Annotated in this window: 12 protein-coding genes; 6 read left to right on the top strand and 6 right to left on the bottom strand. The window is 66.7% G+C overall.

Going from position 1 to position 12,504, the window contains the following annotated elements:
* Positions 1-174 precede the first annotated feature (174 nt).
* The 4 genes from ABWP84_RS08695 to ABWP84_RS08710 form a co-directional block, all read right to left on the bottom strand.
* The gene (locus ABWP84_RS08695) at positions 175-1,509 is read right to left on the bottom strand and encodes an ATP-binding protein (RefSeq protein WP_353211627.1); all 1,335 of its coding nucleotides are present in this window, start codon (positions 1,507-1,509) and stop codon (positions 175-177) included.
* A 97-nt stretch (positions 1,510-1,606) separates the two neighbouring features.
* Positions 1,607-2,287, bottom strand: a complete 681-nt coding sequence (locus ABWP84_RS08700; protein ID WP_353211628.1) for a response regulator transcription factor — start codon at positions 2,285-2,287, stop codon at positions 1,607-1,609.
* A 43-nt stretch (positions 2,288-2,330) separates the two neighbouring features.
* Complete coding sequence (locus ABWP84_RS08705; protein ID WP_353211629.1) at positions 2,331-3,419, bottom strand: trypsin-like peptidase domain-containing protein; 1,089 nt, start codon at positions 3,417-3,419, stop codon at positions 2,331-2,333.
* Positions 3,420-3,852: 433 nt separating this feature from the next.
* Positions 3,853-4,350 carry a DUF2244 domain-containing protein gene (locus tag ABWP84_RS08710; protein ID WP_353211630.1) on the bottom strand — a complete coding sequence of 166 codons (498 nt, stop codon included), beginning with the start codon at positions 4,348-4,350 and terminating at the stop codon, positions 3,853-3,855.
* 24 nt (positions 4,351-4,374) lie between these two features.
* Here ABWP84_RS08710 and nth point away from each other — a divergent pair, with 24 nt between their 5' ends.
* The 4 genes from nth to ABWP84_RS08730 all read left to right on the top strand — a co-directional run bounded on the left by nth (position 4,375) and on the right by ABWP84_RS08730 (position 8,404).
* On the top strand, positions 4,375-5,082 hold the full coding sequence (gene nth, locus ABWP84_RS08715; protein WP_408904258.1) for an endonuclease III: 708 nt from the start codon (positions 4,375-4,377) through the stop codon (positions 5,080-5,082).
* Between the two features lie 123 nt (positions 5,083-5,205).
* Positions 5,206-6,393, top strand: coding sequence for a methionine adenosyltransferase (gene metK, locus ABWP84_RS08720; protein ID WP_353211631.1), 1,188 nt, complete (start codon positions 5,206-5,208; stop codon positions 6,391-6,393).
* A gap of 70 nt (positions 6,394-6,463) precedes the next feature.
* A complete protein-coding gene (locus ABWP84_RS08725; RefSeq protein ID WP_353211632.1) occupies positions 6,464-7,138 on the top strand; it encodes a tRNA (guanine(46)-N(7))-methyltransferase TrmB in 675 nt (224 codons plus the stop codon).
* 36 nt (positions 7,139-7,174) lie between these two features.
* A complete protein-coding gene (locus ABWP84_RS08730; RefSeq protein ID WP_353211633.1) occupies positions 7,175-8,404 on the top strand; it encodes a Coenzyme F420 hydrogenase/dehydrogenase, beta subunit C-terminal domain in 1,230 nt (409 codons plus the stop codon).
* 50 nt (positions 8,405-8,454) lie between these two features.
* Here the strand turns inward: ABWP84_RS08730 and ABWP84_RS08735 are convergent, their stop codons facing one another.
* Both ABWP84_RS08735 and ABWP84_RS08740 read right to left on the bottom strand, forming a co-directional pair.
* Positions 8,455-9,357 carry a fumarylacetoacetate hydrolase family protein gene (locus ABWP84_RS08735; RefSeq protein ID WP_353211634.1) on the bottom strand — a complete coding sequence of 301 codons (903 nt, stop codon included), beginning with the start codon at positions 9,355-9,357 and terminating at the stop codon, positions 8,455-8,457.
* Positions 9,358-9,462: 105 nt separating this feature from the next.
* Entirely contained in the window at positions 9,463-10,131 is a 669-nt protein-coding gene (locus tag ABWP84_RS08740; protein ID WP_353211635.1) for an alpha/beta hydrolase, read from the bottom strand.
* 400 nt (positions 10,132-10,531) lie between these two features.
* On the opposite strand from ABWP84_RS08740, the gene ABWP84_RS08745 reads away from it, so the two are divergent.
* Both ABWP84_RS08745 and ABWP84_RS08750 read left to right on the top strand, forming a co-directional pair.
* Complete coding sequence (locus tag ABWP84_RS08745; protein ID WP_353211636.1) at positions 10,532-11,014, top strand: Rrf2 family transcriptional regulator; 483 nt, start codon at positions 10,532-10,534, stop codon at positions 11,012-11,014.
* A 7-nt stretch (positions 11,015-11,021) separates the two neighbouring features.
* The gene (locus ABWP84_RS08750; RefSeq protein ID WP_353211637.1) at positions 11,022-12,083 is read left to right on the top strand and encodes an aminotransferase class V-fold PLP-dependent enzyme; all 1,062 of its coding nucleotides are present in this window, start codon (positions 11,022-11,024) and stop codon (positions 12,081-12,083) included.
* Positions 12,084-12,504: the final 421 nt, after the last annotated feature.

Here is a 12,504-nt window from a genome sequence, read left to right on the forward strand (position 1 = left end):
TGAGGCTCAGCCTCCCGTCGCTGAGGCTCAGCCTCCCGTCGCTGAGGCTCAGCCTGCTGCGCCACGGCACAACCGGCCGTGAGAAGCAAAGCCGGGAAGAGCAAAATGGACAGGGTCAACCAGCGGTGGGCCATGGAGGAATATGTAGTAATTCAGCGATGTTGAAGCAAGCTATTAATCGCTGCCCGGCAGCAGCAGCCGCACCGCCAGCCCGGGCGGATCAGCCCCGGGCATGGCATCGGCCAATTCCAATTCGCCACCATGCAATTGCGCCACCGCCCGCGCCAGCGAGAGGCCAAGCCCCGAGCCTGGGGTATTGCGCGACTGATCTGCGCGGAAAAACCGCTCTCCGGCGCGGCTTTGGTCCTGCGGCGGCAGGCCCGGGCCGCTATCGGTCACCAGAATCTCAATCGCGCCATCCTCCAGCCGCCGTGCCGCCAGCAGAACCTTGCCACCATCGGGGGTGAATTTGACGGCATTATCCAGCAGATTGGCCACCGCCTGCAGCAGCAGGTCCCTATCGCCCACCATGGGCAGGCTGGCGGGCAGGTCGGTCTCCAGCAGTTGTTCGCGCGCCTCGGCCGCGGCCTGATAGAATTCTGCGGCATCGGCCAGCACCGCCGGCAGGTCGAAACCGGCGAAGGCAGCGCGGCGCGCGCCCGCTTCGGCCTCGGCAATGCGCAGCAACGCACGAAAGATACGGCTGATATTGTCGAGGTCGGCAATGCCCTGCTCCACCGCGGCGCGCAGTTCCTGCTCGGTGCTGGCCACGCTCAGGCTCTCCTCCAGCTTGGAGCGGGCGCGGGCGATGGGGGTGCGCAGGTCATGGGCAATGGCGTCAGAGACGCCGCGCACGCCCTGCATGAGCGTCTCGATCCGGTCGAGCATGGAATTCATGCCCTGGCCCAGCCGGTCAAACTCATCGCCCCGGCCGGAGATGGGCACCCGGCGAGACATATCGCCGGCGGCAATGCCCGTTGCGGTGCGAAAAGTGGGCTCCAGCCGGCGCTCCAGCGCCCGGCGGATCAGCGCGGCACCGGCAAAGGCGATGAGCATCGAGGCGCCAAGCGACCAGACCACGCCCTCGGTCAGCACCAGGCGCAGTTGCAGCCGCTCGCTCTCATCACGGCCCACCAGCAGGCGCCAGGTTTCGCCCCCCGCGGTGAGATCACGGCGCAGGAAGCGGGCATCGGCGGGTACGCCGTCACGCGCCACGCTCGCACGGCTGAAAATCCCATCCGAATGGGCAGAAACCGGCCAGGCCTCCAGATTGCCCGCCAGCCTCTGGCCCTGGCGGTCCAGCAGCAGATAGATCGCGTCATTGGAGACATCGAGGGCAATGCGCTCGCCAATGGCCTCGGCCAGGCCGGTGGCGCCGGCATCGCGCCAGCGCTCGGTCAGCGCCACGGCATCGGCGCGGATGGCGGCTGCCAATTGGCGGTCCAGCGCGCCGGCGGTGGCCCACCACAGCACCGCCACCAGCACCAGCGAGGATGCGGCGAAGACCACGGTGAAGAGGGCGGCAAAGCGCAGCCCCGCACTTTGCAGCAGGCGTGGTGGTGGTGCGGCCCGCGTGGCCGCGCGCCCGGGCCTCAGGGCCCCGGCCTCAGGGTTCGGCGCGGATCATATAGCCCGCATTGCGCACGGTGTGGATGAGCGGCTTGTCAAAGCCCTTGTCCAGCTTCTGCCGCAGCCGGCTGACATGCACATCGATCACATTGGTTTGCGGGTCGAAATGATAATCCCAGACCTTCTCGAGCAGCATGGTGCGGGTGACGACCTGGCCCGCATGGCGCATCAGATGCTCGAGCAGGCGGAATTCGCGCGGCTGAACATCGATCTTCTTGGCGCTGCGGGTGACGGTGCGGCTGAGCAGATCAAGCTCCAGATCAGCGACGCGCAGCCGGGTGGCGGGCGCATCCACGCTTGGCCGGCGGGCCAGCGCCTCCACCCGGGCCAGCAATTCGGCAAAGGCGAAAGGCTTGACCAGATAATCATCGCCACCGGCCTTGAGCCCCTTCACCCGCTCATCCACCGCGCCCAGCGCCGAGAGGAAGAGCACGGGCGTGCGGTTGCCCTGGCCGCGCAGGGTCTCCACCAGGCGCACACCATCCACGCCGCCGGGGAGCATGCGGTCGAGCACCAAAATATCGAATTGCTCGGAGGCGGCGAGGAAGAGCCCATCGCGGCCATTGGCAGCGTGCTCGACGGTGTGGCCGGCTTCCTGCAGGCCCTTCTTGACGAAGCGCGCGACCTCGACATCGTCCTCAACCAGCAGAATACGCATTGCTTTCAGCCCTTCTTCATCCGCTGCCCTGCACCGCCACTGCTCAGCCCGGGCCGGGCGGGCGGCGGCCCACCAGCACGGTCACCTCCTGTGTCCGGCCTTCGCGCTGCACCAAAAGCCGCACCGGCTGCCCAGGCGTGATGGCGGCAACGTAGCGCACAAGCGCGCGCGCTGTCTCCGTACGCTCGCCATTAACCGCGACGACGATATCCCCCGCCCGCAGGCCACCGCGCTGCGAGGGCCCGCCGCGCACCACATCGGTGACCACCACCGCCCGGCGGGTGGGCCGCGCCTCCTCGGGCACCATGTCCTGCACGGAGACGCCCAGCCAGCCACGATCCACCCGGCCATCGCGGCGCAACTGCTCGATCACCGGCCGCGCAAGGTCCGAAGGGGTGGCAAAGCCAATGCCTGCCGAGGCGCCGGTGGGCGAGTAGATGGCGGTGGAAATGCCAATCACCTCGCCCGCCATATTGAATACCGGCCCGCCGGAATTGCCAGGGTTGATGGCCGCATCGGTCTGCAGGAAATCATCAAACGGCCCCGCGCCGATTTCCCGCCCGCGGGCCGAGACGATGCCCGAGGTCACCGAGCCGCCCAGGCCGAAGGGATTGCCTGCCGCCAGCACCCATTGCCCCACCCGCATGGCGTTGGAACTGCCCCAGGCCACGGCGATCATCACCCCGCGCGGCTCGACGCGCAGCAGCGCCAGATCAGTCGGTTCATCGGTGCCGACGACCCGAGCGGGCAATTCGGTGCCATCCTGCAGCGCCACCGTCACCCGCGTGGCGGTGCCCACCACGTGGTTATTGGTGACAATGAAGCCGGTGGGGTCGATCACGAAGCCCGAGCCCTGGCCTTGGGTGCGTTCGCGCCGGCCACGGAAATACCGCTCAAACGGCGTGCCGCGGAATTCGGCTGGCACCTGGCCCGCGGTTTCGCCCTGCACGGCGATATTGACCACGGCCGGCAGCACACGTTCCGCCAGATCGGCGAAATCCGGCAGGCCAGCGCGCTGCGCCACGGCCGAGGTGCCGCAGCCCAGCAGCGAGATGGAGGGCGCCGCAATGGCCAAGGCCAGCAGGGCGCGACGGCGCGGCTTGGGGGCGGCGGGGGGCGGGATCTTGGTCACATTGTACCCTGGCATGCTGGGCGCGAGTCCTTGCCCGATTGCGTGGTGAAGCTCAGTCAGTATGGCGTGCCGCACAAGCCATGCCAGGGGCTTGGGAGCCATGCGGGCCTTGGGTGGCTATGGGTTTTTTACGGCAGTTGCGGGCGGTGCGATATGGCGGCCGGCGGCGCGGGCGATCACATATCCGAAGGGGGCAGGGATTATGACAGATATTTCATTTAAACCCCTATTTCGTTTCGTAAACAAAACCACCAAGCTCCGCCTCGTCGTCCCACCTTGGCCGGCTTCGGCAGGGCCGAGGGGGCGGACGACGTTCGGTGGTGGCCATTTCCCGGCAGGCCTCCGCCAAACTGGCTGTCTCCCGGCGGCCACGCCCTGACCGCGCTTGCGCGGTCAGGGCGTCTCTTTTTGCCAAGGCTTAGCGCTCCAAAGCTCAGCGCAATTGCGGGTTGTCAAAGCGCGGTTCCCGATAACGCCCCAGCGCGGCCGTCAGCGCGCGCGCCAAATCGCGCTTCTCATCCTCGTTCAGATAGAGGCCAATCTCGCTCTCCTGCCCGCGCTGGCCGATCATCAGCCGCGCTGCGGCACCTTCCTCCACCCGCAGCCGCGCCCAATAGGGCTCCAGCACCGCCTCATATGCCCGCCCCTGCCCATCGATTCGCAGGATGCGCAATTGGTCATGGCTGAGCGAAATCCGCTCGATACACCGCCCCGCCCAGCGCCGATGCAGCACAAACAGCCCCAGGACCAGCGCCAATTCCGCACCGGCAAAGCCCAGCACCGGCCAAGCGCCGAGCAGCGTAAACAGCAGCCCAGACAGCCCAAAACCCAGCACCAGCACCACCGCAACCACGCGCATACCGGTGCGGTTCAGGCTTTGCTGCGGCCGGCTGACGGCTTCGAAGAGGAGAGGACTCGCGTGTTCCGACATCACTTGCCATAGATGACCGCGCCCATGCCCCGCACAAGCCCCGCCAAACCCGCCCTGCACGGCACCGCCACCCAACCCCGCCGCGCCCGGCTGATGAATCGCGAGCAGGCCGCCGCCTTCATTGCCGCCATCGCCCAGCACAACCCCACCCCCGAGACTGAGCTTCTCTACACCGACCCCTTCTCCCTGCTGGTGGCGGTGGTGATGTCAGCCCAGACCACCGATGCCGCGGTCAACAAGGTCACCCCCGCGCTCTTCGCCGCCGCCCCCACCCCCGCCGCCATGGCTGCCCTGGGGGCCGAGGGCGTGGGCCAGCATATCCGCCGCATCGGGTTGTGGCAGGCCAAGGCCAAGAATGTGGCGGCCCTTTCGCAAAAACTCGTCGATGAGCATGGCGGCGAGGTGCCACAGGACCGCGCTGCCCTCGAAGCCCTGCCCGGCGTGGGCCGCAAGACCGCCAATGTCGTGCTCAATGTGGTCTTCGGCCAGGCCACCATGGCGGTGGACACCCATATCTTCCGCCTGGGCAACCGCACCGGCCTCGCCCCCGGCCGCACCACCAGGGCCGTCGAGGATGGGCTGGTGAAGCGCTGCCCGCCGGCGCTGCTGCGCGATGCGCATCACTGGCTCATCCTGCATGGCCGCTATATCTGCAAGGCGCGCCGGCCGGAATGCTGGCGCTGCCAGGCGGCTGCGCTGTGCAATTACAAGGACAAGGTGGCCGCGCCCTGAGGCTGTGAATACCACCCCGCCTTGACCCCCAGCCCCCATACTGCCATTCAGCGCCCGCCTCCGCCCGGGGGTGCGAGGCCGGATGCTGCCCGGTAACCCAGCGACAAGAGGCCGAACCAAGCCATGCGCGATACAGGCGAATATCTCTTCACGTCGGAATCCGTCTCCGAAGGACATCCGGACAAGGTGGCGGATCGCATCAGCGATACCGTGCTCGACACCTTCCTCGAAGCCGACCCCTATGCCCGTGTGGCCTGCGAGACGCTGGTGACCACCAACCGCGTCGTCATCGCCGGTGAAGTGCGCGGCCCGGGCTCCATCACGCCCGAATTGCTGATGCACAAGGCCCGCCTGGCCATTCAGGATATCGGCTATGAGCAGGAAGGCTTCCATTGGCAGCACGCCAAGGTCGAGTGCCACCTGCACGCCCAATCCGCCCATATCGCCCAGGGCGTGGATGCGGCCGGCAACAAGGATGAAGGCGCTGGCGACCAGGGCATCATGTTCGGCTACGCTTGCACCGAGACGCCCGATCTCATGCCCGCGCCGCTTTACTACGCCCACCTGATCCTGCGCCGGATCAATGAACTGCGCAAAAGCCACGATCTCTCGGTGAAGGGCCTGCTGCCCGACGCCAAGAGCCAGGTCACGCTGCGCTACATCAATGGCAAGCCGGTCGGCGCCACCTCCATCGTGCTCTCCACCCAGCATGAGGAAGGCCTCGAGGCCGCGCAGATCAAGGCGATGCTCAGGCCGCTCATCGAGAGCAGCCTGCCCGCCGGCTGGATGTGCCCCGATGCCGAACTCTATGTGAACCCCACCGGCACCTTCGTCATCGGCGGCCCCGATGGCGATTGCGGCCTGACCGGGCGCAAGATCATCGTCGACACCTATGGCGGTGCCGCACCGCATGGCGGCGGTGCCTTCTCCGGCAAGGACCCCACCAAGGTGGACCGCTCGGCCGCCTATGCCGCGCGCTATGTCGCGAAGAATGTCGTCGCCGCCGGCCTTGCTGAAAAATGCACCATCCAGGTCTCCTACGCGATTGGCGTGGCCAAGCCGCTGAGCGTCTATTTCGACCTGCATGGCACCGGCGCCGATATCGATGAGGTGAAGCTCGCCCATGTGGTGCAGGAGATGGTCAATCTCTCGCCGCGCGGCATTCGTGAAATGCTGCACATGAACCGGCCGATCTATGTCCCCACCTCCAGCTATGGCCATTTCGGCCGCACGCCGGATGAGGAAAAGGGCACCTTCACCTGGGAGCGCACCGATTTGGCCGCCGCCCTGAAGAGCGCCTTCAACCGCTGAACCCTGGCAGGGTTTGGAACATGGGCGGCGCCGGTCTCCGGTGCCGCCTTTTTTTCTGGAGGGGCGCGTGATGACCGAATGGCCCGATGGCGTGCCGCAACGCCTTTATGGACGCCGCCGCGGCCACAAGCTGCGCCCCCGCCAGGAACGCCTGCTGGCGGAAACCCTGCCGGCCTGGCGCTTTGCCGATACCAGCTTCGCCGCTGGCCTGCCGCTCTGGCTGGAAGTGGGTTTTGGCGGGGGCGAGCACACGCTGGAATTGCTCCGCAGCCACCCCAACACCGCCATCATCGCCTCCGAGGTCTATGAGACCGGGCTATGCTCGCTGCTGACCGAATTGGTGCCCGAGGGCGCCGAGGCCAGCACGCCGCCCCCAGCCCGCCTGCGCCTCTGGCCCGAGGATGCGCGGGAATTGCTGCTCGCTTTGCCCGAAGCCAGCCTCGAGCGGCTCTTCCTGATGTTCCCCGACCCCTGGCCCAAAGCCCGCCACGCCAAGCGCCGCTTCGTCCATGCCGAGATGCTGCCCATCATCGCCTGCGCGCTGAAGCCCGGCTGCGAATGGCGCATCGCCTCCGATGACCCGACCTATCAGGCCTGGGTGGAGGAAACCCTGCGCCCCAGCCCGCTTTTCTCCGCCGATGAACCGGCCCGTGAAAGGCCGCCCGGCTGGCCGCCCACCCGCTATGAGGCCAAGGCCATCGCCGCCGGCCGCACCCCGCTCTATTGGGTCTGGCGGCGGGCCTGAGCGCCCGATAGGCTGCGCGCAATACGAGGACGCGCAGTGAACCAGCCCATCACCACCCCCGAACTCCCCCCCGCAGCACCGCGCGGGCTTTGCACCGATTGCGGGGTCTCGCGCATGCAAAACGCCAAAGCCTGCGGCAGCGCCTGCCAATTCATCGCGCCCGATTACCCCGCCCTGGAGGCCCAGGTGCATGGCCGCGCGCGTGACCCCGGCCGCAACCCGGACGAACTGCATTTCGGCCCCTTCCGCACCATGCTCCGCGCCCGGCTGAAAACCCCGGCCGAGGGCGCGCAATGGACCGGCATCACCACCCGCCTGGCGGAAAAGCTGCTGGAGGCCTCCGCCGTGGATGCCGTGCTCACCATGGCGCCAGACCCGGATGACAAGTGGAAACCCATGCCCGTGCTGGTCACCCGGGCCGAGGGCATGGCCGCCTGCCGCGGCATGCGCATGGGCTATGCGCCGCTGTTGGCGCTGCTGGAACCCGCCGCCGCTGCCGGCCATAAGCGCATCGCCATCATCGGCATCCCCTGCCAGGTCTATGCGCTGCGCAGCATCGAGAAGAGCTTGGGATTCGAGCGGATTTTCGTCATCGGCACGCCATGTTCCGACAACACCACCACCGAGAATTTCCACCATTTTCTGTCGTTGCTCGACGAGAACCCAGACAGCATCACCTATCTCGAATTCCGCGCCGATTATCAGGTGGAGTTGCGCTTCGCTGACGGCCGCAACCGCACCATCCCTTTTCTGGCGCTGCCCATCAGCCAACTTTCACCGGATTTTTTCCCCCTCACCTGCCGCAGCTGCGTGGACTACACCAATGTCCTGGCCGATATCACGGTGGGCTATATGGCCGGCCGCGGTGAGCAATGGCTGCTGGTGCGCAACCAGCGCGGCGCCGAATTGCTCGCCATGCTGGGCGATGAGCTGCACACCGAGGCACCAAGCAGCGCCGGCAAGCGCGCCAGTGCTGTGAAGGGTTTTCTGGCCAATACCGAGCGCGCCGCCGGTGGCCTGCCGCTGCGCCGCATGCCCAATTGGCTGCGCCCCATCGTGAGCTGGCTGATGCCCAGGATAGGCCCGCGCGGCGTGGAATTCGCCCGCACCAGGGTGGAGATGAAGGCCTGCGAATCGGTGGTGCATTTGCGCCGCGAGCACCCCGCCCGGCTCAAAAACATGCTGCCCGAGCATGTGTGGAAGCTGGTCGCCCCCTATGGCCTCACCCCGACCCCCGAGGAGCGTCCCGCCCCGCCGCGTCGCTGAGCAGCGCTGCGACCCATGCTCGCCTTGCGGGGAGCATGGGTCGCGCCAGTTCAGGCCCTCACAGGGTTGGAAAGCCGGCCAATGCCCTCGATTTCGATATCGACGACATCGCCATCCTTGAGCACCTGCGGCGGCTGCATGGCATAGCCCACACCCTCGGGCGTGCCGGTCAAAATCACATCGCCCGGCAGCAGGGTGAAGCCCAGGCTGAGCTGATGGATGATCTCCTTCACATCGAAGATCATCTTCGAGGTGCGGCTGGATTGGCGCTGCTCGCCATTCACCCAGAGCTGGATGGCAAGGTCGGCGGCATCCAGCTCATCGGCCGGCACGATCCAGGGGCCGAGCGGGCAGGAACGGTCGAGCGACTTGCCCTTGAACCATTGTCCATGCCGCCGCTGCAGGTCACGACCCGTCACATCATTGCCGATGGTCCAGCCGAAGACATGGCTCAGGGCGTCTTCCTTGCTGATATTGGCGCCGGGCTTGCCGATGATCAGCGTCAGCTCCGCCTCATAATCCAGCCACTTGGTCACGCCGGTTGCGGTGTGGTCGGGGATGGCGGCACCTGGGGCGATGACCGTGTCGGGCGCCTTGGTGAAGAATTGCGGGAATTTGGGCAGTTCCGATTCGGTGATGCCGCGGGTGCGGTCACCCTCGGCCACATGGTCCATGTAGTTGCGGCCAACGCAGAAGAGGTTGCGATGCGGCCGGGGAATCGGCGCCATCAGCGTGACCTGCTCGATGGGCAGCAGGGCTGCGGGCGCGGGGTGGGCGAGGGCTGCGCGGATCGCGGCCAGGGCCGGCGCACCGCTGGCAATAATGCCCTGCATGTCGGTCACGCCCGCTGGCAGGCCGCCCGCGGCGATGAGATCAAGCACCTGGCCGACGCCGGCCATGGCACCGGGGCGCGGGCCCTTGGCATCGGTGAAGGTGACGAGTTGCAGCGGCATGGTGGTAACTCCCTGTGTGACGGGCGGAGGTTGAACAGGGAGAGGCGCTCTGGCAAGCCAAGCGCCGCACGATCTGGGGGTGGGCGGGCCACCCCCAGCATCATATCAATCGGCGGCGAGTGCGGAGCGGCTGCGGTTCAGCACGCTCAGCACATGGTCCTCGGCCATATCGACCACGGTTTCCACCTGCGGCGGGGTGAAGACATGGCCCGCGCCGGGCAGGGTGCGATAATCGATCTTCACACCCTTTTGCGTGTTCAACTTGTCCACCAGGCGGCCGACACTGGCCACCGGCACCAATTCATCATCCTCGCCATGCAGGATCATGCCCGAGCAGGGGCAAGGCGCGAGGAAGCCGAAATCATAATGGCTGGCCGGGGCCGAGATGGAGACGAAGCCGCCCATTTCCGGCCGGCGCATCAGCAATTGCATGCCGACATAAGAGCCGAAGGAATAGCCAGCCACCCAGAGCATGCTGGCGGCGGGGTTGATGGTCTGGAGAAAATCGAGCGCGGAGGCGGCATCGCTGATCTCGCCAATGCCGCCATCATAGCGGCCCTGGCTCTTGCCAACGCCGCGGAAATTGAATCGCAGCACCGAGAAGCCCATCGCCTGGAAGCGGCCATAGAGGGCGTGCACCACGCGATTATTCATCGTGCCACCATGCAGCGGATGCGGGTGCAACAGCAGCGCGACTGGCGCGTTGGGCTTTTTGGCGTGGTGATAACGGCCTTCGAGGCGGCCATCCGGCCCAGCGAACATCACTTCAGGCATTGACCCAGGCATCCATTCTTCAGGGGCAGCGCCGCACCGGGGCTGGAAGCAGCCGCCGGCGACACACGCTGCCGCGTGCGGGTGGCCACCATCCACGCGCCCTCTTTTGGGGCGTTTGACGCGGATATCCTGGCCCAGCATGCGGTGCCTTCCATAGGCCGCCCGCCACGCGTCATTGACGCGGTGCGCTGTCACCCATAGCCTTCCCAAATAGGGCGAGGAACGCCTGCCGGACGCGGTTGGATGCTGGTTCAGGATGCCGCGGGTGGTGTCCTTCCCCGACGGCAGTGGGATGATACTGAGTTTCATCGGCTTTTCATAATGGTTTCACGGCGGCGGGCGCATGACTGGGGCTCCCAGAACGCATGCCGGACGGGATACCAGCAGAAGGAATGGGTTTATGCGGCTGTCCACACGCGGGCGCTATGCGGTGATGGCGATGGTGGAACTGGCAGCGCGCGAGGCGCGGGCAGAGGCGCCGCCGCCGGGCAAGCGCACACCCCCGGTTTCGCTGGCGGAAATTGCCGCGGCGCAAATGCTCTCCCTCGCCTATCTCGAGCAATTGTTCGGCCCGCTCCGCCGGGCGGGACTCGTGGCCTCGGCCCGCGGGCCGGGCGGGGGATACCGGCTGGCCTATCATGCGGCGGATATCACCATCGCCATGGTGGTGGAGGCGGTGGAGGATAATATCCGCACCATTCGCTGCGATGCCGAATCGCCCAATTGCGTGGGCGGCGGCAAATGCGCGACGCATGACCTCTGGGCCGAGTTGAGCGAGCATGTGCGGCTGTTCATGGAAGGGCTGACACTGGCCGATGTGCTGGCAGGCCAGGTGGTGGGCCGCGCCGCCGCGCCGCATCGTGGACTGCCCATCGAGGCCTGAGCGGCCAATGCTGTATCTGGATGCCAATGCCACCGAAGTGCCGCGGCCCGAGGCCATGGCGGCGGCGGCAGCGGCCATGGCGCTGGGGGGCAATGCCTCCTCCGTGCATGGCCAGGGGCGCGCCGCGCGGCGGGTGCTGGAGGATGCGCGTGAGGCGCTGGCCGCGCGTTTTGGCGCGAGCCCGGCGCAGCTGGTGCTGACGGCGGGCGGGACCGAGGCCAATGCGCTGGCTTTGCATGGATTTTCCGAAAATCGACGGATTTTGGCCGGGGCCACCGAACATGCGGCGGTGCGGGCCTTTGCCCATTCCGTGATCCCTGTGCTGGGCGATGGCAGGCTGGACCTCGACGCGCTGGAGGCGCTTTTGCGCGCAGGGCCGGCGCTTGTTGCGGTGATGGCGGCCAATAATGAGACGGGGGTTTTGCACCCCATCGAGGCGGTGGCAGCACTCTGCGCGGCGCATAGGGCGCATCTGCATGTGGATGGGGTGCAGGCGGCGGGGCGGGTGGCGCTGGCACCTGGCTGGCATAGCCTCGCGATCTCCGGCCACAAGCTGGGCGGGCCGATGGGTGCGGGTGCGCTGCTGCTGGCGCCGGGGCTGCACCCGCGGGCGATCATGGCGGGCGGCGGGCAAGAGCGCGGGCGGCGCGGCGGAACCGAGCCGCTGCCGGCGATTGCCGGCATGGCCGCCGCCGCACAGGCCGGCAGTGCCACGCATCTAGCAGCGCTTCGCGATGCCATCGAGGCGGGGCTGCCACCGGGGGTGATGGTGGCCGGGCAGGCGGCTGCGAGGCTGGGCAATACCACCCAGCTGGTGCTGCCAGGCATCGCCGCCGAGCGACAGGTGATGGTGCTGGACGGGATGGGGATTTGCGTCTCGGCCGGGGCGGCCTGCTCCTCGGGCAAGGTGACACAAAGCCATGTGCTGGCGGCGATGGGTTTTGCCGAAAACGCCGGCTGCGGCATTCGGGTTTCGCTGCCCTGGAATGCAGGGGCGGATGCGGCCGAGCGGTTCCTGACCGGGTATCGGGCGATGGCGAAAAGGCTGGGTCGGCGGATGGGCGCGTAAAGTGGTGTATTCGGACAAATACCAGGGGCGGTGTTTGGTTGGATGGTTTGCACAAAATATAGGATTGGGCGCGCGAGGCTGAGGGTTTTGGACTGGCTGGGAGGCTCTCGGTGCGGGGGGGTGGGCATTGCGGGGGTCCATCAGCCTGGGGCGGGCAGTATAGGCTGGATGATGGGTATGGTAAAGATTTTATTCCTTTGATTGGGGCGGGGATGATTAGGGCAGTGGCGCGCTGGTGGGCCCTGGAGCGGGGCTTTGCCCCCTCCAGACCTCCCCCACCAGGTGGCAGGGCCACCTGGACCGCCTTTGGGTTTTAAAGCCCTCGTCTCATTGTGAGAATTAGCGATATATTTTTTATATCGGGAATGTTTATTGTCATTGGCTGTATTTAATTTTAATTTAATTAGAAATTATATGGTAT

The sequence above is a fragment of the Rhodovarius sp. genome (assembly GCF_040399605.1).
GTDB classification, from domain to species: domain Bacteria; phylum Pseudomonadota; class Alphaproteobacteria; order Acetobacterales; family Acetobacteraceae; genus Rhodovarius; species Rhodovarius crocodyli_A.

Excerpts from the sequence above, each read along its gene's own strand:
- ABWP84_RS08725 (WP_353211632.1), top strand. The coding sequence starts at position 6,464 with ATGACCGAATGGCCCGATGGCGTGCCGCAACGCCTTTATGGACGCCGC.
- ABWP84_RS08745 (WP_353211636.1), top strand. The coding sequence starts at position 10,532 with ATGCGGCTGTCCACACGCGGGCGCTATGCGGTGATGGCGATGGTGGAA.
- ABWP84_RS08700 (WP_353211628.1), bottom strand. The coding sequence starts at position 2,287 with ATGCGTATTCTGCTGGTTGAGGACGATGTCGAGGTCGCGCGCTTCGTC.
- ABWP84_RS08750 (WP_353211637.1), top strand. The coding sequence starts at position 11,022 with ATGCTGTATCTGGATGCCAATGCCACCGAAGTGCCGCGGCCCGAGGCC.
- nth (WP_408904258.1), top strand. The coding sequence starts at position 4,375 with ATGCCCCGCACAAGCCCCGCCAAACCCGCCCTGCACGGCACCGCCACC.
- metK (WP_353211631.1), top strand. The coding sequence starts at position 5,206 with ATGCGCGATACAGGCGAATATCTCTTCACGTCGGAATCCGTCTCCGAA.
- ABWP84_RS08710 (WP_353211630.1), bottom strand. The coding sequence starts at position 4,350 with ATGTCGGAACACGCGAGTCCTCTCCTCTTCGAAGCCGTCAGCCGGCCG.
- ABWP84_RS08735 (WP_353211634.1), bottom strand. The coding sequence starts at position 9,357 with ATGCCGCTGCAACTCGTCACCTTCACCGATGCCAAGGGCCCGCGCCCC.
- ABWP84_RS08740 (WP_353211635.1), bottom strand. The coding sequence starts at position 10,131 with ATGCCTGAAGTGATGTTCGCTGGGCCGGATGGCCGCCTCGAAGGCCGT.